General features: G+C 65.4%; 24 protein-coding genes. 9 read left to right on the top strand and 15 right to left on the bottom strand.

Features of this window, described 5'->3' with window-relative positions; all coding sequences use genetic code 11:
• Positions 1-119 precede the first annotated feature (119 nt).
• The 3 genes from ACREPD_RS14800 to ACREPD_RS14810 all read right to left on the bottom strand — a co-directional run bounded on the left by ACREPD_RS14800 (position 120) and on the right by ACREPD_RS14810 (position 2,118).
• Positions 120-743 carry a hypothetical protein gene (locus ACREPD_RS14800; RefSeq protein WP_431600026.1) on the bottom strand — a complete coding sequence of 208 codons (624 nt, stop codon included), beginning with the start codon at positions 741-743 and terminating at the stop codon, positions 120-122.
• 166 nt (positions 744-909) lie between these two features.
• Positions 910-1,194 (bottom strand): HNH endonuclease, encoded by a 285-nt coding sequence (locus ACREPD_RS14805; RefSeq protein WP_431600051.1) that lies wholly within the window; start codon positions 1,192-1,194, stop codon positions 910-912.
• Positions 1,195-1,947: 753 nt separating this feature from the next.
• The gene (locus ACREPD_RS14810; protein ID WP_421567424.1) at positions 1,948-2,118 is read right to left on the bottom strand and encodes a CsbD family protein; all 171 of its coding nucleotides are present in this window, start codon (positions 2,116-2,118) and stop codon (positions 1,948-1,950) included.
• Between the two features lie 182 nt (positions 2,119-2,300).
• Here ACREPD_RS14810 and ACREPD_RS14815 point away from each other — a divergent pair, with 182 nt between their 5' ends.
• On the top strand, positions 2,301-3,209 hold the full coding sequence (locus tag ACREPD_RS14815) for an NAD(P)/FAD-dependent oxidoreductase (RefSeq protein ID WP_431600027.1): 909 nt from the start codon (positions 2,301-2,303) through the stop codon (positions 3,207-3,209).
• A 47-nt stretch (positions 3,210-3,256) separates the two neighbouring features.
• Here the strand turns inward: ACREPD_RS14815 and ACREPD_RS14820 are convergent, their stop codons facing one another.
• Positions 3,257-3,751, bottom strand: a complete 495-nt coding sequence (locus ACREPD_RS14820; protein ID WP_431600028.1) for a hypothetical protein — start codon at positions 3,749-3,751, stop codon at positions 3,257-3,259.
• 358 nt (positions 3,752-4,109) lie between these two features.
• On the opposite strand from ACREPD_RS14820, the gene ACREPD_RS14825 reads away from it, so the two are divergent.
• Positions 4,110-4,352, top strand: coding sequence for a hypothetical protein (locus ACREPD_RS14825; protein ID WP_431600029.1), 243 nt, complete (start codon positions 4,110-4,112; stop codon positions 4,350-4,352).
• 117 nt (positions 4,353-4,469) lie between these two features.
• Here the strand turns inward: ACREPD_RS14825 and ACREPD_RS14830 are convergent, their stop codons facing one another.
• Genes ACREPD_RS14830 through ACREPD_RS14880 form a run of 11 tightly spaced genes read right to left on the bottom strand, consistent with a single transcriptional unit; the run spans position 4,470 to position 14,695 of the window.
• Positions 4,470-5,513, bottom strand: coding sequence for a tetratricopeptide repeat protein (locus ACREPD_RS14830; protein WP_431600030.1), 1,044 nt, complete (start codon positions 5,511-5,513; stop codon positions 4,470-4,472).
• Positions 5,507-5,953, bottom strand: coding sequence for a cytochrome c-type biogenesis protein (locus ACREPD_RS14835; RefSeq protein WP_431600031.1), 447 nt, complete (start codon positions 5,951-5,953; stop codon positions 5,507-5,509). Before ACREPD_RS14835 ends, ACREPD_RS14830 begins: the two co-directional genes overlap by 7 nt.
• Positions 5,950-6,540 (bottom strand): DsbE family thiol:disulfide interchange protein, encoded by a 591-nt coding sequence (locus ACREPD_RS14840; RefSeq protein WP_431600032.1) that lies wholly within the window; start codon positions 6,538-6,540, stop codon positions 5,950-5,952. Before ACREPD_RS14840 ends, ACREPD_RS14835 begins: the two co-directional genes overlap by 4 nt.
• Positions 6,537-8,459, bottom strand: a complete 1,923-nt coding sequence (locus ACREPD_RS14845; RefSeq protein ID WP_431600033.1) for a heme lyase CcmF/NrfE family subunit — start codon at positions 8,457-8,459, stop codon at positions 6,537-6,539. Before ACREPD_RS14845 ends, ACREPD_RS14840 begins: the two co-directional genes overlap by 4 nt.
• Positions 8,460-8,516: 57 nt before the next feature.
• Entirely contained in the window at positions 8,517-8,999 is a 483-nt protein-coding gene (gene ccmE / locus ACREPD_RS14850) for a cytochrome c maturation protein CcmE (RefSeq protein WP_431600034.1), read from the bottom strand.
• A complete protein-coding gene (locus tag ACREPD_RS14855) occupies positions 8,996-9,172 on the bottom strand; it encodes a heme exporter protein CcmD (protein ID WP_431600035.1) in 177 nt (58 codons plus the stop codon). The genes ccmE and ACREPD_RS14855 overlap by 4 nt, the downstream gene beginning before the upstream one ends.
• The gene (gene ccmC / locus ACREPD_RS14860; protein ID WP_431600036.1) at positions 9,169-9,933 is read right to left on the bottom strand and encodes a heme ABC transporter permease CcmC; all 765 of its coding nucleotides are present in this window, start codon (positions 9,931-9,933) and stop codon (positions 9,169-9,171) included. Before ccmC ends, ACREPD_RS14855 begins: the two co-directional genes overlap by 4 nt.
• 26 nt (positions 9,934-9,959) lie before the next feature.
• On the bottom strand, positions 9,960-10,412 hold the full coding sequence (azu, locus tag ACREPD_RS14865) for an azurin (RefSeq protein ID WP_431600037.1): 453 nt from the start codon (positions 10,410-10,412) through the stop codon (positions 9,960-9,962).
• Between the two features lie 19 nt (positions 10,413-10,431).
• Positions 10,432-11,205 carry a c-type cytochrome gene (locus ACREPD_RS14870; RefSeq protein WP_431600038.1) on the bottom strand — a complete coding sequence of 258 codons (774 nt, stop codon included), beginning with the start codon at positions 11,203-11,205 and terminating at the stop codon, positions 10,432-10,434.
• A 20-nt stretch (positions 11,206-11,225) separates the two neighbouring features.
• Positions 11,226-13,691, bottom strand: a complete 2,466-nt coding sequence (locus tag ACREPD_RS14875) for an MtrB/PioB family outer membrane beta-barrel protein (RefSeq protein ID WP_431600039.1) — start codon at positions 13,689-13,691, stop codon at positions 11,226-11,228.
• A 29-nt stretch (positions 13,692-13,720) separates the two neighbouring features.
• Positions 13,721-14,695, bottom strand: a complete 975-nt coding sequence (locus ACREPD_RS14880) for a DmsE family decaheme c-type cytochrome (RefSeq protein WP_431600040.1) — start codon at positions 14,693-14,695, stop codon at positions 13,721-13,723.
• 482 nt (positions 14,696-15,177) lie between these two features.
• Between ACREPD_RS14880 and ACREPD_RS14885 the strand changes: the two genes are divergently transcribed.
• The 7 genes from ACREPD_RS14885 to gspG all read left to right on the top strand — a co-directional run bounded on the left by ACREPD_RS14885 (position 15,178) and on the right by gspG (position 22,692).
• The gene (locus ACREPD_RS14885) at positions 15,178-18,471 is read left to right on the top strand and encodes an autotransporter outer membrane beta-barrel domain-containing protein (protein WP_431600041.1); all 3,294 of its coding nucleotides are present in this window, start codon (positions 15,178-15,180) and stop codon (positions 18,469-18,471) included.
• A 207-nt stretch (positions 18,472-18,678) separates the two neighbouring features.
• Complete coding sequence (locus ACREPD_RS14890; protein ID WP_431600042.1) at positions 18,679-19,290, top strand: STN domain-containing protein; 612 nt, start codon at positions 18,679-18,681, stop codon at positions 19,288-19,290.
• Positions 19,291-19,303: 13 nt separating this feature from the next.
• On the top strand, positions 19,304-19,834 hold the full coding sequence (locus tag ACREPD_RS14895) for an RNA polymerase sigma factor (protein WP_421567418.1): 531 nt from the start codon (positions 19,304-19,306) through the stop codon (positions 19,832-19,834).
• A 70-nt stretch (positions 19,835-19,904) separates the two neighbouring features.
• Positions 19,905-20,885, top strand: a complete 981-nt coding sequence (locus ACREPD_RS14900) for a FecR family protein (protein ID WP_431600043.1) — start codon at positions 19,905-19,907, stop codon at positions 20,883-20,885.
• A gap of 55 nt (positions 20,886-20,940) precedes the next feature.
• Positions 20,941-21,489, top strand: coding sequence for a hypothetical protein (locus tag ACREPD_RS14905; protein ID WP_431600044.1), 549 nt, complete (start codon positions 20,941-20,943; stop codon positions 21,487-21,489).
• Positions 21,490-21,606: 117 nt separating this feature from the next.
• Entirely contained in the window at positions 21,607-22,197 is a 591-nt protein-coding gene (locus tag ACREPD_RS14910; RefSeq protein WP_431600045.1) for a hypothetical protein, read from the top strand.
• A 57-nt stretch (positions 22,198-22,254) separates the two neighbouring features.
• Positions 22,255-22,692: a type II secretion system major pseudopilin GspG gene (gene gspG, locus ACREPD_RS14915; RefSeq protein WP_431600046.1), complete on the top strand. Its 438-nt coding sequence runs from the start codon at positions 22,255-22,257 to the stop codon at positions 22,690-22,692.
• Positions 22,693-22,726 lie beyond the last annotated feature (34 nt).

The following is a 22,726-nucleotide window of genomic DNA, read 5'->3' on the forward strand; positions in this document are numbered from 1 at the left end:
TCTCGGGGCGTTTTGCGTATCTGGCGCGTAGAGCCACGCCATGCGTGGCTGATAGGAGCCGGCAAGTACTGACCGGCTCGCGTGGGCGTCGAAGAGGCGGAAATCAAAGCTGTTGCCGGCTAGCCACCGCCACGACCCTCGGTCATTGGAGGGACATCGAGCTCGATCCTTTCAGCATCGGTCGTCTTCAGGTCGTACGGAAGCAGCGTGCAGTCACCGGCGTTGCAGTCATATTGCGTTCCGTACTTCTGAGGCTGATCAATTGATAGCAAGTGTCTATCAGTGGCATTCGCGAATATGGACTTGGCTTCATCCACTCCCAAGCCCATGGCTCGTTCCGCTAGGTCTCGGGCCAACCGATAGTGCTCGGCACAGGTCCCATGGAGAAGGATGACCGACGCGTAGTACAGATCTCTCACGCTGAGTGAATTGGGCGAGGCAAGGGCTCTGACCGCTTCTGCCAGGCGGACATCGTCCCCGTGCTCGACTTCCTGCCACTCCGCGTCTGTAAGCTGTCGCTGACTCGACAACGCGCGATCACGCTGATCGTTTGCAAAGGAGTCGGCGAGGATGCTCGTCCTGCTATCCGACACGTCTATCGTCGCTACGGCAATGGAATCTACGTTAGTGGTGCAGGCCTCGCTGTGCTTGGGCGAAGCATGAGTGCAGCCCGCGGCGAGCAGTCCAACAAGTAGTGCCAAGAAACCCGCCTGGAGGCGGAGCGAGCTAGAAGGCGTCAGCATACCCATTCTCCTCAAATCGCTTTCGATGCACTCGTTATCCAAGCGTAAGCACCAATTCGACGACCCCGTCAGATGCTGGTCCAGCCACGACGGGGCTCATTCCTCCGCAATCCTCTTGCTGTCCATGCCCCGCGATCATCCAACGCTAGAGTGAGAGGCCGATCAGTCATGATAAGGCGTGAATGCCTTTGTGAGCGGCCGTCTCGGCCAGTGCAGGGCGCCAAGTCCCCTTGACCATGCGTTGCTGGACGCGGACGCGATAAGCGTCGGGCGAGGGAGCCGAGGTAGGGCGTTTGTGGCGCCGCTGGTTGCACAGGTGGCACGCGGCCACGACGTTGCCCACCACGTCCTTGCCACCGTCCTGTCGGGCCATGAGGTGTTCTGCCGTGCATCGGAAAGGGGCGGCCGAACGGGGGCGCAGGCCCAATTCGTCGGGCGAGCACAGCCACATGGGACCGCCGCAGTAGTAGCAACGTCCTTGCTGGGCGTGGAAAGATCGGGTGCGCAGGGTTTTGAGGGTCTTCGTGCTCAACGGTGGGCTCCGGAATCGAAAAGGATTCCCGCGCCCCCATTGGGTGGACCTCGGGCACCCGGACCCTATTGGCTATGCGGGCACAACGCCGACGCTTTTGCAACCGGCAGTGGCTTTATACGACGTGCCACGGGCTAGAGCAAGAAGCATCCACCTAGTCATCGGCGTATGCCTTCGGTTGATCGGCTGCAGGAGCGGGTGTTTCCTCCGGAACGGGTGGTTGGTTCAGATCTACCCACCCGTGCATCCAACAGATGTGCCCTGCGGAGGCGTCCAGCTCAGCTTCCCGGCCTCGATGCTGATGGTCTGTTGGCCGTCCGAGAACACGGTCCGCCCATCGGTAGCTGCCTGCTCTGCGAGGTTGACGGGAGTGCCGCCGTTGACGGAGACCGTTGCGGTTTCGCCGAGTAATTGAACTCCGAGATCGGTATCTCCACAGCGATATTTGGACGTCGGATGCGCCCCTCCGCTGCCCCCAATCGACGCGTTGGACTCTGCGGTCTGTTGCGGCTGGCAAGCGGTGGCGCACAAGAGCAAAGCAGCGCAGATTGAGAGCTGACGGAGCATGATGGTTCTCCTGGCAACGGATGAGCCCCGCAATGCGGGGCTCAATCTTTACAACATGTGTTGTCTCAGCAACGTAGAGCCACGCCCTGCGTGGCTCAACAACCCTCAATGCCGAGCATCATCCTTGGCCTTGCCAACTTCGCTCTGTACCTTCCCAACTTCCTTCTGCACCTTGCCCTCAAGTTCCTGCGACTTGTCGCCCGTCACCTTGCCGGCAACTTCCTTCACGGTGCCCTTGACCTGATTCTTTGCGCCTTCAGTACGGTTCTTGTCCATGTGCGGATGCCTCGAAGTTGAACCCGTTGTGGGTGGAACCATCCTGCGTGCAAGCAGGTAGCGAGAGGGTGACACCCAGGTAGCGGGACGGTGAACTGCGCCATCACACAGCGCACATGTCGTGAGGGGTGCTTCACGATCGCGCCGTATCCTGCGCCAACTCACCCACAACAGCCCGGCGCATGAACACATCTTCGTCAGATCGCTTCGACGTGATCATCATCGGCGGCAGCTACGCCGGCATGTCCGCCGCCCTGCAGCTGGTGCGGGCACGCCGCAGTGTGCTGGTCCTCGACACTGGACAGCCGCGCAATCGGAACTCCCTGGCCGCCCATGGGTTCATCGGCCAGGAGGGTCTGCATCCGGCGGATATCGCATCTCAGGCGCGCACGGAGCTGCAGCGCTATCCCACGCTCACCTGGGTGGAGAGCAAGGCCGACAAGGCTCGCGTACTGGAGGAGGGCACGTCTTTCGAGGTCGACTGCGAAGGCGGCCGCACGTTCTCCGCCGATCGCCTAGTGCTTGCGTATGGCGTCACCGATACGCTGCCGCCCATCGACGGTCTGGCCGAGCGCTGGGGTCGCAGCGTGTTCCATTGCCCGTACTGCCACGGCTACGAACTCTACGAAGGCAACATCGGCGTGATCGGTTGCTCCGAAGACGGCGGTGCAGGTCAGGCACTGCTGTTGTGCGACTGGGGAAGAATCACATTGTTCTGCAGCAATCCCGACAGCATCGAGCCGGAGCAGCGCGAGCGACTGGACGAGTGCAATGTGGTGATCGAATCCGCACGCATCCTGCATGTGGAGGATGCGGCCACGGTCGCATTGGAGGGTGGCCGCCGCATCGCCCTCGACGCGCTGTTCCTTCTCCCGCATTCAACGCTTTCCTCGGATATCGCGGAGCAGCTCGGCTGCGAACTGATGGATGCAGACTGCATCACCGCCGATTCGGCCAAGCAGACTACGGTGCCTGGGGTGTTCGCCTGTGGCGATGCCGGGCGCATGGCCGGCAGCATCGCGCTGGCAGTGGGGGAGGGCGCACTGGTGGGTGTTGCCGTGCACCGTTCATTGCTCGGTCTGCTCGACTGAGCCGTCAAACGCCAGGACACGGCGTGGCGTCCATGCCACTTCGGCTGTCAGTGCTCGCTTTGCGCGGCGGGAATCGGCTCCTCCAACATCGAAGATCGCGACGGCTGCTCGGGTTTCTCTGACCAGTCCACGATGGAAATCAACGCCATCAGGTTCCTGACGGTCAGATCCTCAATCGTGCCCGGGCAACGCTCGAGCAGACCGAACAGCTTCACCATCTCGATCATCCGGAGGTCGTAGATGCGCAGCAGCTTCCGGGCTACCCGGAACAGGTCGTGTCTGACCGTGTCATCTTGGCCGATCAGGCAATGAACGTGCGAAACGTATGCCCCCTTGGGGCCTGAAGCCCAAACCGCGCTTTGCAGCTCGAAAAGTGTCATCTCGTCCAGCGGCTTTCCTGTCGCGGCGACGCGGGCCTTGAGATATTCGTTGAGCGCCGCCCAGTCGGCAGTGTTCCAATCGAGAGCTTCTGCCAAGACACCAAAGTCATTGGCGATATCAACTGCAAAGGGCGAGGGCGCTGCTAGGGTGTCGAAGGACATGGCGGGATTCCTCAAGTAGTGGAGATCCATCGCCCTGCAAGAATGCATTAACGGGCGCTGGTGCGCCTCTGGTTCGGGACGCCAATCCCGGTCGCCGATTGTGCGGCGACGGGGCGATCCTGATTGCTGGGCGCAACAGCTGTCAACGGTGTATGTGTGGAATTGTGCACTGGGATGGATTACCTGTGCCAGCTCGTCGCGAACGCCACCATTTCTAGTCGGCTCAGCAGGAAAATTCAGGCAATCAAGGATGAACCCATTGCTGGCCTGCTCAAGTGGCCAATCGTTCGGTGGCCCAGTAAATGCGAATGCGTCGTGATAGCATCCAGCGGCATCTCAAGCCACTTGCACGGAACGCATGCGAAACCGCACCTACATCGAACTGGTCCTCGAACTCTTCGCCTTCATCAGCTTCCACATGGCCATGCTGGCCACCGGCACAGCGTTGCTGGTCTTATCGATCATCACTATCGCGCTCACGGTCTGGATGCCTTTCGTGCGGGGCAGGATGAATAGATTTACCCGGGCCGTATCGATTGCACTGCCCATCGCGGCGGCGGTGAGGGTGGTCGTTCACTTCCTGCCCAATGCCTCCCTCTAGGCACCCCGAGCTTCCCCTCATGCACCTGTCGTGGGGTGTGTCGACCGGGTTATCTGCCGGCAATAGGCCCCTGGGACGACGTAGTGGTATCAGGACCATCGCAAGTTCCGAGTTGACTCACCGGGTAGCACGGCCACCGATCACCAGCTCCACCGGGTGTGTCGCGGGCAGGATCACGCGCACCGGTGCCGATTCCACATCCCCCTCTTCACGGTTGGAGTTGCCACTGGCTGACAGCCGCGCGAATACCTCTACTTCCTGCAGGGTAGAGAGCGCCCGCGTCGGCATCGGGCTGTCGCTGTCGTCGAGCACCACGTCCAACGGCAGGTCCTGCAGCGCATGGCGTTCCACAGCCACCGGCATTGGCGGACCACTTGGCACGTGGGCGATCACGAACACGCTGGCGCCGCTGGGAAGGCGCATGCGCGCGGCGAAAGCCGGGTCCAGCGATACCTTCACCTTCAACGCATGGGTCGATGTCACTGCAGGTGCGGGCGAGGCGACGTCCCCAGCGGCGAGGGGGGACATGCCGGCTTCGGCACGGGCCTCGTTGATCTGTTTGCGCAGGCTGGTCGCGGCGGCCGCATCGACCGCACCGAGCAGCGACTCCCACGTCTTCGCTGCCTCGGCCGGCTGCCCCGCCTGGCGCTGGGTAACGCCCAGGAACCAGGTGGCGCGCGGATGCCCGCGTTGCAGGGCGATGGCCTTCTGCGACCACTGAACCGCCTGCGGGTCAAAGTGATGCTGCGGATCGGCCAGTGCCCGCGATTCCGCCGCATCGGCCAGCAGCGTGGGTTGGTCCGGCGCCAGTTGCACGGCGCGCGCAAAGGATTCACTTGCGCCGGCCGCATCGCCCAGCGCGGACTGCGATCGGGCGAGCAGGGCCCAGCCCTCGGGCTGCGCTGGATTGCGCTCGAGGTCAGCCTTGAGCTGGGTCATGGACTGTTCAAGGCTCTGCGGTGCCATGGGCGCGGTGTGCTCAAGCGCGGTGGGTGTGCCTACCAGTCGGTACAAGGCCAGTGGGGCTACGCCCAGCACCACTACCACGGTCACCCATAACCGGTTGCGCTGGCCGCGCAGGGGCCACAACACCCACGCCAGCACGCCGAGAATGATGGCGGCAGCGAGTGCGGCGAACACCGCAGTGTTGGGGATCACCATTCCTGTTCCTCGCGTGGGTCTGCGCCCCTGTCTGCGCCACGATCGGCTACGGCGCGGCGGCGGATGATCCCGGCGACGATCGCGGCACCGCCGAGCAACACCACCCCCGGCCCGAACCACAGCAGCCAGGTGTGCGAATCGACCTGTGGCCGGTACAGCACGAACTCGCCGTAGCGGTCGACCAGAAACTGCTTCACTTCGGCGTCGGTCCTGCCTTGGCGCATCAGCACCAGCACCTCGCGGCGCATGTCCTGCGCGATCTGGGCGTTGGAGTCGGCCAGTGACTGGTTCTGGCACATCACGCAGCGCAGCTCGGTGGTGAGCGCGTGGAAGCGGGCTTCTTCAGCGGCGTTGCCGAACTGCAGCGGCGCGGTGGCAGCGCTGCCCATTGCCAGCATCAGGCACGTGCACAGCAGCAGTGTGTGCAGCCGGCGCCTCATCGTGCCGGCTCCAACCGCGCCAGTGCGGGCAGCAACTGGGTGTTCACCACCTCGTCGGTCAACGCGCCGGTGTATTTCCAGCGGACGATGCCGTTGCCGTCTATCAGGAAGGTCTCCGGCGCACCGGTCACGCCCCAGTCCAGTGCATAGCGGCCTTCATGATCGGCGAGTACTACAAAGAACGGATTGCCGAGCTGTTTCAGCCAGCGCTGGGCATCGGCGGGTTCATCCTGCCAGTCGTAGCCAACCACGCGCACGCGTCGGGTCTCGGCGAAGCGGGTCAGCACCGGGTGTTCGTAGCGGCAGGTGCCGCACCAGCTGGCCCAGACATTGAGTAGGTAGGGCGCGCCGCGCAGGTCGGCCGCGCTGACGTTGATCGACGCGTCGTGCAGCGTCGGCAGGACGAAGTTGGGTGCCGGTTTGCCGATCAGCGCCGACGGCAGCACATCGCGATCATCATCGCCCGAGCGGGCCACGCCGTATGCCATCAGCCCGACCAGGGCGACGAAGAACAGCGCGCCCACCAGCACTGCAACGATGGGCAGTCCCTTTGACCGGGCGACCTCGCCGTCCTGTGGTGTGTTCATGCGGCCTTCTCTTCCGGAAGCCGGCGGAAGCGGCGATCGGCGGCGGTGACCAGTCCGCCCAGCGCCATCAGCAGCGCACCACCCCAGATCCAGCGGATGAAGGGCTTGATGTGCACGCGTACCGCCCAGTTGCCATCGCCCAGCGATTCGCCCAAGGCCACGAAGACGTCCCCAGTGAGGCCGGGGTGGATGCCGGCTTCGGTCAGGACCTGGCCGCCGCTGGCATAGGCGCGTTTTTCCGGATACAGCAGCGCCAGGTCATGGCCGTCGCGCTGCACTTGCACCTTGCCACGGTCGGAAAGATAGTTGGGTCCTTCCGTCCGCTCCACGCCCTGGAACACGACGCTGTAACGGCCCACTTGCAGCGACTGGCCTGGTTTGAGCGGGACTTCACGCTGCACGTTCTGTGCCTCAACCAGCAGTGCGCCGGCGACGAACACTGCGAGGCCCAGGTGGGCCAGGGTCATGCCCCACATCTCTGCGGTCATGCGGCCGCTGTTGCGCAGCCGGCTCCAGACGAAGCGCAGGGTGCCCAGGCCCACCCAGGCCGCGCCCGCCACGGCCAGCGCGGTCTTCCACCGGCCCTGTGGCGCGTTGAAGTAAGCGATCACGGCCAAGCCGAGGGCGACACCCAGCCATGGCAGCAGCGGGGCCAGCACGCGCGAGGGCTGGTCGCGCTGCCAGCGGGCCAGCGGGCCGAATGGAACCAGTGCGACCAGTGGTGCCATCAGTATCAGGAACAGGAGGCCGAAGTAGGGGGGGCCAACCGAGATCTTGCCCAGCTCCAGCGCATCGGCGATCAGCGGATAGAGCGTGCCGAGCAGGATCATCGCGCAGGCGCTGGCCAGCAGTAGGTTGTTGAGCAGCAGCAATGTTTCCCGCGATGCCGCCTGGAACCCCGCACCGGCCTGCAGGCGCCCGGCGCGCAGCGCGTACAACAGCAGCGAACCGCCGATGATCAGGCTGAGGAACACCAGGATGAACAAACCGCGCGAGGGATCGGCGGCGAAGGCATGCACGCTGGTCAGTACGCCCGAACGGACCAGGAAGGTGCCCAGCAACGACAGCGAGAATGTGGCGATCGCCAGCAGCAGGGTCCAGCCGGCGAAGCTGCCGCGCTTCTCGGTCACTGCTTGCGAATGGATCAGCGCCGCGCCGACCAGCCACGGCATGAAGGCCGCGTTCTCGACGGGATCCCAGAACCACCAGCCACCCCAACCCAGTTCGTAGTAGGCCCACCAGCTGCCCAGTCCGATGCCCATGGTCAGGAACGCCCAGGCCACATTGGTCCAGGGGCGGGTCCAGCGCAGCCAGCGCGCATCGACGCGACCGTCCAGCAGGGCGGCGATGGCGAAGGCGAACGGCACCGAGAACCCCGCCCAGCCGACGTACTGCATCGGCGGGTGGATGATCATGCCCGGGTCCTGCAGCAGCGGATTGAGGTCGCGGCCTTCAGCGGCGGCCGGCAACAGGCGGATGAAGGGGTTGGAGGTGAAAATGAGGAAGGCGAGGAAGCCCGAGGCAACCACGCCCAGCACGCCCAGCACGCGCGCCATCACCGCCTGCGGCAGGGCGCGCGAGAACCGCGCCACGGCGCCGCCCCACAGCGACAGCACCAGCGTCCACAGCAGCAACGAGCCTTCATGCGCCCCCCACACGGCGGTGTAGCGGTAGACCATTGGCAGCGTCGAATTGGAGTTCGCGGCCACGTATTCCACCGAGAAGTCCTGGCGGACGAAGGCCCAGGTCAGGATTGCGTAGGCGCCACCGACCAACAGCAATTGCGCGTACGCGGCCGGGCGCGCCACCGCCATCCATGCCGGCTTGCCACGGTGCGCGCCTACCAGCAGCAGTACGCACTGCAGCACCGCCACCAGCAGGGCGAGGGCCAGGAATATCTGGCCGAGCTCAGGCAGCATGGGTGTCTCCAGAGGGAAGGCCTGCCGCAGATGTGGCGCCGTATCGTGATGCGGGAATCAAGGCGTCGATCCCGGGGCTGGCGCGGGCGCCGAAGAGCCCATCTGCACGTCATGCTTCCGGTGCGCCGCGCCCATCTTGTCGGCCACTTCCTTGGGCATGTAGGTTTCGTCGTGCTTGGCCAGCACGTTCTCGGCGACAAACACGCCGTTCTCCATGCGCCCGGTGGCGACCACGGCCTGGCCTTCACGAAACAGATCCGGGAGGATGCCGGTGTAGACCACCGGGAGCTGCGCGTCGCCGTCGGTCACCCGGAAGTGCGCGTCCATCGAGCCGTTCGCCCGCTGGAACGAGGCCTTCTCGACCATGCCGCCGAGGCGGAAGTGGGCGTGCTCGCCTGCATCACCGCGCAGTACCTCGGCCGGGGTGTAGAGGTAGGCGACATTGCGTTGCAGTGCCATCGTGACCAACGCGACGGCACTACCCGACGCCAGCAGCAGCAACAGGACGAGCACCAGGCGGCGACGGCGCACGGGATTCATCGGGTCAATTCCCCGCTGGGGGGCTCGCTACCGATCGCTTTTCGTTGCCGCTGAGCGCGCTGACGCACGGCACGCAGTTCGCGCCGTAGTAACACACGCGGCGCCAGGAAGTCCCACAGCAGGGCAAGCACGAACACGGAGTAAGCGCCGATCACATAGGGCAGGTAGCTCATGCAGCGTCTCCGGCCAGCGTGCGTACCCAGTCCTTGCCAGCCTCGCGGCGCAGGTTGTCTGCGCGCGCGCGTGCCAGCAGCGAGCCGGCGAACCAGAGCTTGGTGCCGATCACCATCCACCACAACGGGCTGATCATGCTGGGGTCCATGCTCGATGCGCCGAACACGCGGATGGTCTGGCCCTGGTGCAGCGAATCCCACCACTGGACCGAGTAACGGATGATTGGCAGCAACGCAACGCCGACAATGGCCAGCAGGCCCGCTGCGCGTGCCGCAGCGCGGCGGTCGTCACCGGCGTGGTACAGGCCGATCACGCCCAGGTACAGGAACAACAGGATCAGCTCGGTGGTCAGGCGGGGGTCCCAGTCCCACCAGGTGCCCCACATCGGCTTGCCCCAGATCGAGCCGGTGACCAGGGTGATCACGGTGAAGACCGCACCGACGGGCGCGCAGGCCATGGCCAGGATCTCGCACAGTTTGATCCGCCAGACCATGGCGATCGCGGCATACACCACCATCAACCCGAACACGAACAGGCTCATCCATGCCGCTGGCACATGGACGTAGAGGATGCGTGCGCTGTCGCCCTGCTGGTAATCGGCGGGGACCACCCACAGCGCCTGCCACAGACCCACGCCGATTACCGCCGTGGCGACCAGGAAGCACCATGGCGCCCAGCGTGCGGCGAAGCGGTCGAAATACGGGGGGGAGCCCAGCTGGTGGAACCAGCGGATCACGGGATTGCGGACCGAGGCATTCATGCGTGGGCATCCATCACCGGGCTGGATCAAGGCTTCACGGTCACGGTGCCCTTCATCATGGCGGAGTGACCCGGAAAGCTGCAGAAGAACTCGAACGGGCCCGCGCCGGTCAGCTTGGCGACCGGGATGCTGATCGACGTGCTTTCGCCGCCGCCGACGACATTGCTATGGGCGATGACGCGGGCATCGCCGGCCTTGACGTAGTTGCTGGCCAGCCCGGCCTTGGCGCCATCGGTGTTGATCGCCGCCATGTCCGCCGTCGCGGCAACCACGACGTTGTGGCCCATCACGTTGCGCGCCATCTTGCCGACGTGCTTGAGGTTGATGGTGAATTCTTTGCAGCCCCTGCTGACATCGATGTTGCTCATGTTGAACTTCATCGCGTCGTTGCCCTCCAGGTCGACCGAGCAGTTCGCGGCCTGGGCAGCCAACGGGGCGGCCAGCATCAGGGCAGCGGTAACGATCAGCGTGCGGATCATGTGCGGTTCCTTTGAGGTGTCAGGGGTGGAGTGGAGGCTGGGAAAGCCAGGCTGACAGTGCCTGGATGCTGTCTTCGTCCAGGTTGGCGCCCACATGTGCCATTACCAGGCTGTTGCTGGTGCCATGGCGTTGTTGTTGGCGGAATGCGTCCAGCCGTGCCTGCAGGTAGTCACGGTGCTGGTGGCGCAATGAGGGGAAGGCTGCGAATGGCATGCGGGCACTGCCATCGCTTCGGGTGCTTGCGGCATAGCCGCGCATATCGGCACCGTGACACCCCTGGCAAGGCGGAATGCTCTTGGCCATGTCGCCTTGGCGATAGAGCTGCTCGCCGAGCCGCAGTACATCGGCTGGCACGGGTTCGGATACCACCGCTTCGCTGTTCGGGTCCTCGTCCATCGCGCGTTGCGCTTCCACCGGGTCCAGGCTGGCGTAGAACGCCGCCAGGTCGCGCATGTCCTCATCGGTGAGCGAGAGTGCTGGTGGGGTCATCGGCGATTCGGGGAAATGACCGTCCTTGAATGCCACCAGGCGCCAGTACAGGTAGTCGATGTGTTGTCCCGGAAGATTGGGGAAGGCCGACACCACGGCGATGCCGTGGGTGCCGTGGCAGGCGCCACACAGTTCCGACTTCTGCTTGCCGGCCACCGGATCACCGTGGACCGCAGCCGCCTGGCGCAGGTCGATCATGGTGGGCGGCGCTGGGTCCTGCGCCGCATCGTCGGACTGCGCAAAGGCCAGTGCGCTGGCGAACGTGGCCAAGGCCGCGGCCAGGAGCAGCCAACGTGGTTTCATGGCATCACCTCGCAGCGGCTTCATAGCTTCAATTCTATCATCACGCCGACCAGGCTGGCCTCGTAGCTCACCGGCCCGCCGTCGACGTAGATCATGTTGCCGTAAGTGCGATCGGTGTCGAGCCCGGCATAGTGCCAGTCGAGGATGGTGCCGCGCTCCCACGTGCCGAACAGGCGCATGGCCAGGCGCTGGCTGAGCGGCATGCGGATCGAGGCGGTCAGTGAGTTGATCCGGTAGGTCATTTCCGGGAAGTCGCCGACCAGGCCGGCGCTGGCGCCGGTGCCGACGTTGGCGCTTTCGGCGACCCAACCGGTCAGGCCCCTGGCGTCGATGTAGCTCCAGTCCAGGTTGAGGGTGGCGCGGCCCAGCGCATGCTGCAGCGTGAGGCCGGCGTTGTTGTTGCGCTGCTGGTCGCTCATCCACCAGCGGTAGCCGTCCGGGTAGGCGGCGCTGCCGCCCTGGGCCGGCGCGGTGCCGCCCAGCGATGGATCGCGACCGGCGGGGACGTCGTTGGTGTTGGACATGCGCAGCTTGGACGTGTCGTAGCCGAACCAGGCACTGATCGTGCTGGATGCGCTGGGCTGCCATTCCCAGTTCAAGGTGGCGGCCATCGTGTCGTAGGCCTGGCGGCCGATGTCGGTGCTGTAGTCGTTGCGCTCCGCGCGTACCGAGGCGTAGAGCGTCATCGTCGGCGAGACGATGAAGGTGCCCATCGCATCGATCTTGTTCTGTTTGCGCTCACCTACATCGTATTTGCGCATGGCCGTGGTCGTGTGCGGCGCCACACCGGTGGCTGGCGTTACGAAGCCGGGCAGGTCGTTGGAGTAGAGGAACTCATACGGGTCGGAATCGTAGTCATCGCCGGTGCGGTTCAGGAACGAATAGTTGAGCCTCAGCATCAGCCAGTCGGTGGTCTTGTTGTTCCAGGTCAGCTTGAGGCTCTTGTCCTGGGTGCTGTCGAATTCGCGGTGGGTACGGTCGATTCGCGTGAAACCCAACGTCGCCCCCAGGGTGTTGGCGCGGTTCAGGCGCCAATCTGCGCCGGTGCCGACTTCCCTGGTCTCCTTGTCAAGTGGCAGGTTGCGCACACGCACGGTGTTGGAGCCGCCGGGCAGCCAGGTCACGTTCGGAAACGCGCCGTTCTCACCGATGTAGCCGTACTGGCCCGTCAGCGGGTTGTAGGCGAAGTAGGTGCCCTTGTAATCCTCGCGCAGGTAGTTGAACGTGCTGCGCCAGGTAACCGCGTCGACCGGCCTCAGGACCAGGCGGCCGGCGAGGCGTTGGTTGTCGATCCGCATGTCGGCGCTGCTGCGCGACAGCGCATCGGGGGTGTTCCAGTTGTTGCAGTTGATGGTGGCGTTGAGCATGCCGTTGCATGCCAACAGGCCGGGCACGAGCGGGTCGTCCTGGGTCATCGTGGTCAGTGCGGTGGTCAGCGAGAACTCGCCGTTCCATGACGATGCCAGCTTGCGGGTGAAGGTGGTACTGAGCCGGTGGTAGTCGTTTTCCGGCTCGTAGGAGAACAGGCCGACCGGGCTGTTGTTGGTCGTGTTGAACGGCATTTCGTAGGTGAAATGACGCATTCCGTTGCGGAAGAACGATCCCGTGTACGTGAACTCCATCCGCCACTGGTTGCCGACGAAGCGGGCGCCGGTGTTGAGGTTGGTGGTGTTGTCATCGATCGGGCGCAGCGTTTCTACCAGGCGCCCGAACGAGAAAGGGCCGCCGAATGGACGCGAGCCCTCGCGCTGCTCGTGGCTGGCATTGAAGAATGCTGTCCAACGCGGGTTGATGAAATAGTTGAAGCCCAGGCCCTGCTTGTCGCGCACCACGCGCGCGGAGGTTTCCGGGTTGGCTGCCATGAAGGCGTCCACCTGGGCCGCGGTGGTGGCACCCTTGGTGAGTCCCGGCTTCAGCACCATGTTCTGCGAGCCCGGGTTCTCCCACAACGACTCCACGGTACTACTCAGCACGTTGGGCTGGCTGCGCGCGAAGAACTGCAGGCGATACTTGCCGGCGCGCCCGACCACGCCGCGATAGTACTGGCTGTCGCCACTGAGACGGCTGGCCCTGAAGTCGACGTAGCTGCCGTCGCGCGGGCGCTGCAGGCTGAAGTCGGCGTTGAGCACGAATCCGTCTCGATAGTCATTGAAGCGGCGCCACATTGCGTTGGTGTCATCGCTGCCGACCTGCATGTACCCCACGCCCAGGTGGGCCAGGTACGTCCAGTCGCCGAACGCCTGCTCATAGTCCGGGCGGCCCGGAACGCATCCATACATGAAGCCGGTGGGGGTGCGCTTGCGTTCTGGATACAGCCAACTTGCGCCTTCGGGATCGCAGCTGAAGGCCGCCATGCCGCCCGTTGGATCCAGGTCATTGCCGAAGTGAAGATCGACACCGATTCCGCTGTCCTGGGCCTTCGCGCCACTCGCGGTGAGCGCCAATGCCAGCACGGCCCAGCGGTGACGGTTGAGGACGTTGTGCATGGCCATGCTCCCCTTCCCGTTGCGTCGGCTTATTGATGCAGTCTGGAGCCCGATGGGCTGTTGGACCCATGGACCTGCGCGTGGCAATTGATGCAACCCCGGCCCATCACCTGGAAGCCCGGGCTTGCACCGGTACCCAGGTTCGCCGTGGTCATCAGGTCGTTCGGGTGATTCAGGTGCGTGTGGCACTGCTGGCACAGCATCGGGATCGGGGCCACCAGCAACGCATGCTGGTTGGAACCATGTGGCGTGTGGCAGTTCACGCAGTTGTCGCGGACCGGTGCGTGCTCGAACAGGAACGGCCCGCGCTTCTCCGCGTGGCACTGGTAGCAGGTCTCGTTGACCGTGTCGGTCTTGAGCAGCGTCGGGTTGAGGGTGCCGTGCGGGTTGTGGCAGTCCGCGCAACTTATCTGGCCTTCCGGCAGCGGCATGTGCGAACGGCGGTTGAATTGCTGGCGAATGTCCTTGTGGCAGGTGGCGCAGGTCTCGTTGATCGATTGCTTTGCAGTCAGACCTTCGACGGAGAGCTTGGCCATTGGATTGTGGCAGTCGCTGCAGGACAGGTCGCCGCGCTCATGGATTGATCCCGCCCAGTGGTCGCGCGGTCCGCCGGCGTGGCAGCCCAGGCAGCTGGCGGTTTGGGTTGCAACGGGGGTGCCGCCGTCGCGGGTGAAGGCGATGATCGCGCCCTTCGCCGAGGGGTCCTGCGCGTGCCGCGAACCGGCGCCATGACAGGCCTCGCAGGTCGGCGTGCCTGGATCGGCGGCAAACGCGGCGTTCATGCCTAGGGCGTGTGCGGTGTGGGCGAAGTTCCCGGTTTCCTTGGCGTGGCAGGCGGTGCAGACCGCCTGTCCAACCGCCTTGGCGTTCGGACTCAGCGGATTGGCAGGAACAGAGGCAAGGGCGAATCCCGGTGCGGCGGTCGAGTCGCGCACTGCACCCGGGTTCTCACTGCCGAAATGGGTTTCCGGAAGGCGGTGGGGATTGGAGGAGGGCACGCCCATTGGCGGCGATGCCTCCCCCTCGCGGGTTTGCGCGGTTACCGGCAACAGCAGTCCCGCGCCAATCAGCGCAAGTAAAACGGCCGCGAATATGAGTCCCACGACTGCCCGCATGTACGAGCCCCCTCACCGTTAGTGGCAAAAACGCGCTCAGCTAGTTTCTGGCGTAGAAAATAGAGGTGATGCGCGGCTGGGGGGCGCCGTGTTCTTTCAAGCGTTTCGCAAAACTAGCAGTCGGCCTGGGTCGGTTGCTATGCAAGTGTTAGTAAAACGTTTTCTTTCTGTCGGCGGCTGAAACCCAGGGATTAACTGGCGTTCGATATGTCTTGCCGCCAAGTTAATGAATGGCGCGTTCATCACACTTTCAGGCGGGTCCGATAGTTCACGGCTGTTCGCCCCGGGAACATATCCACATTGCAATGCGTCGTGGCTCGTCGATGTTCCGTGCGGTGTCGGCAAATGAACTCCCCAACAGGAAGTAGTGCATGAACAAGATCTATCGTCTCGTCCGAAATGCCTCTACCGGCCAGTGGGCGGTGGCCTCGGAACTTGCGTCCCGCCGTGGCAAGAGCGGCGGGTCCGGTAAGACGGTGGCCGCGCTCATGGCCGTGATGGGGATGGCGGGCCTGTCTTCGCAGGCGGCGCAAGCGCAGGCGATTATCGACGGTGGCAATACGGTCAACGTACCCTCAGGCGCGCAACCTTCTCCGTGGACGGTGCCCGGCACCGGCTACCTGACCGTTGGCAATACGGGAAGCGGCACGCTGAACATCACTGCCGGTGGTTCGGTGTCGAACAAGAATACGGATATCGGCAAAGTCGCGGGTTCTTCGGGCACGGTGACGGTTTCCGGCGATGGTTCCACCTGGACGACGACGTCAGGCACCGTGAATATCGGCTATGGCGGCACCGGTGCGGTGGTGATCAAGGATGGAGCCGCCCTCATTACCAACAATACGGCATTGCTCTATTACCTGGGCGTCGACGCCGGTTCCTCGGGCAGCATGACGGTCTCCAATGCGACGTGGACGAACAACAGCGCCGGCGCCGTGAATGTTGGGTGGAACGGCAATGGCACGCTGAACATCCAGGACGGCGGGGTCGTCAGCAATCAGCAGACGATCGTTGGCAACGGCGCGGGCTCGATCGGCACGGCCACGGTGTCGGGTGCGGGGTCCCGTTGGAACAGCCAGCTGATCGTCGGGAACAAGGCCGGCAGTACCGGCACCGTGAATATTGGAGAGGGCGCGGTCGTTTCCGGTTATGGCGGAAGCATCGGCTGGTATGCCGGCTCCTCCGGTACCGTCAACATCTCCGGCACCGACGCCAGCGACAATCCATCCACCTGGGCGTTGACCAGTTCTCTTGACGTGGGCTACTACGGGAAGGGTGAGCTGAACATCACGGACGGCGGACGAGTCTCCAATACCGGCATCTTCAACAGCGACATAGGCAAGAATGCGGGCGCGTCGGGAACCGTCAACATCTCCAATGGTTCCTGGGACAGTGTCGGCAAGCTCTACGTCGGCTACGGTGGTAAGGGGGTGCTGAACATCGGGGCCGGCGGCACCGTGTCCAATGCGAATGGCACTATTGGCGGTGACAGCACGAGCTCGGGTCAAGTCACGGTGTCGGGCACGGGCGCTACGTGGACCAATGCCGGCACACTTACTGTTGGCAACGCGGGCCCTGGCACGTTGACCATCGCCGAGGGTGGGGTCGTGGCTGCGACAGCGACGACCGTGGCGGTATTCACCAACGGACAGGGGGCCATCAACATCGGTGCGGCGGCCGGAAACGCCGCCGTTGCGCCGGGCACGCTGACCAGCTCGGCTGTGAGCCTTGGCGTGGGCGGCTCCCTGCTGTTCAACCACACCGACACCAGCGGCGACTACCGCTTCGATCCGCTGGTCACCGGTGCGGGCGTCCTCACGCAGGCGGCCGGTTCGACGCTGATGACGGCGAAGAGCACTTACTCGGGCGCGACGACCATCTCGGGCGGCACGCTCGCCGCAGGCGCCACGAACGCGCTGAGTCCCAATTCGGCGTTTGCCGTGCAAGCGGGCGGGAACCTGGACCTCAACGGGTTCAGCCAGAAGCTGGCCGCTCTCTCCAATGCGGGCAGTGTCCTCATGGGGACCGATACGGGCGTCGGCCGCACCCTCACCGTCACTGGCGCATACACCAGCAACGGCGGCAGCCTTTACATGAATGCTGCGTTGAACGACGCCGCTTCGGTGAGCGACAAGCTCGTCGCCGGCAGCGTGGTGATGGGCAGCGGTGCCACGCAGCTGCATATCGGCAACCAGGGTGGCCAAGGCGCCATCACTGCCGGCAATGGCATCGAAGTGGTGCATGTGAACTCGCCCGCCGCCTCGGCCGCGGGTGCGTTCGTGCTGGGGGGGCGGGTCACTGCGGGTGCGTATGAATACACCCTGGTGCAGAACGGTGTAGGCGCCGCTGCAAGCGATGGCAACTGGTACCTGCGCAATACGATCGGACCGACCGTGCCGCCGCCGGCACCGCCCTCGGTTCCGCTGGTTCCACTCGTTCCCGCGATTCCAACGCCCCCGCCGGTCCCGCCGGTCCCGCCGTCGGTTCCGCTCGTGCCGCTTGTGCCGGCGATTCCAACGACCCCACCCGTCCCGCCGGCGCCCCCGTCGGTTCCGCTCGTGCCGCTTGTGCCGTCGATTCCATCGACCCCGGCCGTCCCACCGACGACCCCGGAAGACCCGACAACTCCGACAACTCCCACGACGCCGACGACTCCGCGGGCTACGCCGTGCGCTGCCGATTGCGACCCGCAGCAGCAGGCACCGCAGACGCGGATCTACCGTCCGGAACCGTTTGCGTACCTGGCCAATCAGATCGCGGCCAACGGCATGTTCCAGCACACGCTGCACGACCGCCTGGGCGAGCCGAACTTCGCCGAGCGCAGCCGCGACGACGACAAGAACACCAGCGCCTGGGTCCGCGTGCAGGGTCATCAGCTGGATACCCGCACCGCCGGGCAGATCGCCACGGACATCGACAGCTGGATGGTGCAGGGCGGTGTCGAACTGGGTCGCTGGAGCGCGGGCGACAGCCGCTTCCACCTGGGCGGGATGGTCGGCACCGGCCGTTCCACCGCGCGGGTGGATTCGGAGATCACCGGGTACAAGGCGATCGGCCGGGTGAAGGGCAGCAGCGTGGGCCTCTATGGGACCTGGTATGCCAACGCCGCCGAACCGACCGGCCTGTATGTGGACAGCTGGTTGCAGTACGGCCGCTACGACAACGAGGTCAACGGCGACTACCAGGTGAAGGAAAACTACGCGTCGAGCAACCTGGCGTTCTCGCTGGAAGCAGGCTATGCGTTCGAACTGCACAGCAACGAACGCAGTGCGCTGTACATCGAGCCGCAGGCGCAGGTGATCCTGACCGACTACAGCAGCGACCATTTCACCGAGACCAGCGGCATGGACGTGCGTGCCGCTGGCGATGCGGACGTGCTGACGCGGCTGGGCGCGCGTCTGTACGGTCACTCGACCGATGCGCGGCACAACAAGGTGCAGCCCTTCCTGGAAGCGAACTGGTGGCACGCGGCGCAGGAGGCGACGATGCACTTCGATGGCCAGGCGCTGGACCGCGTGCTGCCGCGCAACCGCTACGAAGTAAAGGTGGGCGCGCAGATGGAACTGGGCGGTGGCTGGACTGGTTGGGGCACCCTGGGTTCCCAACAGGGCAGCTATGGCTACCGCGACGTCAGCGGCCAGGTCGGTGTGAAGCTGAGCTGGTAAAAGCAGCGCGCCGCTTCGCAGTTTCGGCCCGGTCATCAACCTGAAATCTCCGGCCCCTAGCATCCAGCGATGCCTGCCGATGACAGGCGGGGGCGGCGCCGCCGGTCCCTGCCCGGTGGAAGGCCAGTCGAGGGTCATGTGCTCACGTTCAGGGGGCTTGATGGACGCCATGCAGTCCTGCGCATCGTATTGCTCTGGGTCTGGCTCGTGCCGTGCCTGGCATTCGCGCGGGGCGATGCCATCGGGTTTGCGCTACCGGCGCAGCCGCTTGAGCAGGCCCTTGAGCGCTTCAGTATCGTCAGTGGCTGGTCCGTGATGTACCCGGCCGCGCTCGCCGAGGGTCGCACCAGCGGTGCAGTGCAGGGGGCGATGCCGCCCGCGGCCGCCCTGGACGCGTTGCTTGACGGCACCGGCCTGGTCGCCGAGACGGCAGGCGAGGGGCGCGTGGTGCTGCGAGAGGTCCAGCCCGGCGACGCGCAGTCAATTGCTGCGCATACAACTTCTTTGGACCCGGTACGGGCGCGCCAGGCCTTCGCCGGCATGCAGGGCGCCCTGCGCCAGGCCTTCTGTGACGACGCGCTCTTGGCCCCGGGTGACTACAGCGCCCGTATTGCGTTCGAGGTGGATGCGGACGGCCGCGTCCACCAGCCCGAGCTGCTCGCCGGCAGCGGCGTGGGCGCTCGCGACCAGGCGCTGCTGCAGGCGCTGCGTGCGCTGCAGCTTCCGGTGACGGCGGCGGCATTGCCGCAGCCGGTCACGCTGGACATCCACCCGGTGCCGGCCAGCCACGACTGTGGTCGGCGGCCGGCCGCCCCATGACAAGGACCCGATCATGAACGACAGTGCCGCTACCGGTGTGGATCTCAGGGACTATCTGCTCGGCGCCTATGACGAGCTGAAGCGACGCCTGAGCCGGCGGTTGGGCTCGGAAGAGCTGGCCGGCGACGCGCTGCAGGACACCTGGATGCGGCTGGACGCGCGCCGGGACCGGCTGGACCCGGTCCAGAACCCGGGCGCCTACCTGCTGCGCATGGCCACCAACATCGTGGTGGACCGGCAGCGCGCCGACCACCGGCTGATGAGCATGGAGGAAGTCGGGGCGCTGATGGACATGGCGGACCCGGGCCCGGACCCGTCGCAGAACGCCGAAACCGAAATGGCGCTGGCCCAGATGCTGGACCTGCTGCAGCGCATGCCCGAACGCCGCCGGCGGATCCTGCTGGCCATCCGGGTGGAAGGGCTGCAGCAGCGGGACGTCGCCGAGCGTATGGATGTGTCGCTGCGGCTGGTGCAGCGCGAGTTGAAGGCCGCCCAGGAATACCTGGCCGCGCGCACCGCCGACGAAGGGCATGTGCGGTTCTGAGCGGCGGCGTCCGTCTACACTTTGACGCCCCCCTGAGAACCCCGCCTGCCGCGGGGACAGTCGGACCCCGATGGACGCAGACGACACGCCACACCCACACCGCGACGCCGTGGAGCGCCAGGCCCAGGCGTGGCTGGTACGCCTGACCTCCGGCGAGGCCACGGCCGCAGAGGGCGAGCAGTTCAGCCGCTGGTGCGCGGAAGACCCTGCGCATGCGCAGGCCTTCGCACGCGCGCGCCGGCAGTGGGAGCGGATCGCCCAGGCGGGCCGCGTGATGGACCCGGCGCCCCTGCAGCGCACCGCAGCCGACCAGCGCCGCGGCTGGACCCGGCGCGCGTTCCTCGGCGCGGCGGTTGCCGCCCCCGCCAGCCTGGCCGTGGTCGCGGCGCTGCACCCGCCGCTGGGCCTGTGGCCATCGCTGCCGGCGATTGCCGCCGACTTCCACACCGGTACCGGTGAGCGCCGGCGTGTTGAACCGGTTCCCTACGTGCAGATCCAGATGGACACGCGTACCAGCCTGCGTCGCCGCAGCGAGGCCGGCGATGCCGCGCTGGAACTGCTGGAAGGCCAGGTGGTGATCGATACCGCTGCGCCGGCGCGGCTGATGCTGTTCGCCGGGCCGGGGAAGGTGGTGGCCGACGCCGGCAACAGTCAGCTGGATGTGCGCTGCATCGACGGCCAGGTGCGGGTGACCTGCCTGCGCGGCGGTGCACGCATCGAGCATCCGCAGGGGCGCATGCAGTTGCAGGCGGGGCAACAGACGCGCTTCGATGAGCAGATGAGCGGCGTGGTCTCCGACGCGGTGGCCGCGGAAGTGTCGGCGTGGACCGACGGCATGCTGGTGTTCCGCCGTGCGCCGCTGGCCGATGTGGTGAGTGAGATCAACCGTTATCGCCGCGGTCGGGTTTTGCTGCGCGGCGAGCGGCTTGCGCTTGAGCCGGTGAGCGGCCGCTTCGGCATCGACGATCCGGAAGCGGCACTGGAGCAGCTTCGCTTGAGCCTGTCGCTGGGGCTGCGGCGCTATCCGGGTGGAATCGCAGTATTGGGGTGAGTCGCCGCCGTGGTAGCTGGACGCGCGGCATGGACCGGCAGGGATGGAGTGTTTGATGCGAAACGAGTCCGTCGGGTTGGTCGATCTGCGACGCAATCTGTCTGCGTTGCTGGACACCACCCGTGAACAACCGCTGATGGTGCACCGCTACGGCACGCCGTGGGCCTACGTGGTGTCGGACGCGCAATGGCGGCAACACCGCGTACAGCTGGAGTTCGATCCGGGCAGCCACCCGCTGGCGCGCCTGCAGCAGCTGCAGCGCGACATCCTGCCGCTGCCCGGGCAGGGCGGCTTGTCGCCGGCCGCCTGCGCGCGTGCGCTGATCCTGCAGGCGATCTATGCGTTCGAGGACATCGGCGAACTGCATGAGAGCATCTGTTTCGACCGCCTGCTGCACTGGTTCGTCGATGCCGGTGGTAGCGGCGCCGAGCCCTGGCACGTAGCCGAACTGCGCGCGGCGATCGCCGAGTTCATGGAAGACACCCCGGCCATGGCGGCCCTGTTCCGTTTCCTTGGCCGTGAGGACGTGGTGGCGCTCGCGGTGGCGTGCGGCGGTCAGCGCCGCGAAACCGCCGTAGCTTTCAAGGCAATGACCGGAAGGTGACGCGCGCGCGGCTTGCTGGCGGCCATCACGGATTGGCATCTTGCCTGTCGTGATTCTGCGTTGATGCTCGTCTTGTAGAAGTACGGCATGGTGGCATGCCGGTGGCGGAGACGCGCGATGTTGCCTGATGCACGCCGGGTGAGCATGCTGGATCTGGACCGTCATCTGAGCCAGGTTCTTGAACAGGCGCGTGATGCGCCTGTCTGCGTGCAGCGCTATGGCCAGCCCTGGGTGTGGCTGTTGTCCTCTGACCGCTGGTTCCAGGCCACGCGCTGGGCCGCGCTGGAAACCCGCGACCACCCGCTGATGCGCCTGCGCGATGCGGTCGACCCATTACTGGCCACCTGGCCCTGGCCGACGCTGTCCACCACCGATGCGACGCTGCGCCGCTGGCAACGCACCGCGCTGCTGGTGCACCTGCGCGCGCTCGATGATCTGCAGCGCCTGCACGACGGCCTGCGCTTCAACGTGCTGTACCGCGACTTCGTCGGCATGGACGAGGCCAGCGCGTGGACGATGGCCGAATGCCGCTCATTGCTGGATGCCCTGCGCAACGTAGCGCTGCAACGCTGCCTGCACGCGGTGCTGGGTGCGGTACCGCCGGTGCTGGTGCATGCGGCGCGCTGCCGGCGCAGTGCGATGCGACACGCGATGGCGGTGGCCGCGGACGATCAGCCGCATGACGACGGCCGACGTGTATCGAACTGACACATGCAGGACCGACCATGTCGGGGCGGTCTCTTCCAGGATGACGAGGACGAAATGATGGGCAGCAACGTTCGTATCCGCAGCGCACGGCAGCAGGGTTTCAGCCTGCTGGAAATCATGGTGGTGGTGGTGATCATCGGAATTCTTGCCGCGTTGATCGTGCCACGGCTGATGGACCGGCCCGACCAGGCGCGCGTGGTGGCGGCACGCCAGGACATCGCCGCGTTGATGCAGGCGCTCAAGCTGTACCGGCTCGACAATGGTCGCTATCCCGTGGGCGAACAGGGGTTGCAGGCGCTGATGAAGCCGCCCGCGAACGGTGGCGGCATGCCGGCCGGGCCGTATCTGGATCGCCTGCCCAACGATCCCTGGGGGGCGCCGTACCAGTACGCCAACCCGGGCCAGCACGGCGAAATCGATGTGTTCTCGTTCGGCGCCGACGGCAAGGCCGGTGGCGAAGCGGGCAACAGTGACATCGGCTCGTGGCAGCTTTGAGGACACCGTCGATGCGTGCAGCGCGACAGCGTAC

Source organism: Stenotrophomonas sp., from assembly GCF_050737075.1.
In the GTDB taxonomy this organism is placed as follows: Bacteria; Pseudomonadota; Gammaproteobacteria; order Xanthomonadales; family Xanthomonadaceae; genus Stenotrophomonas.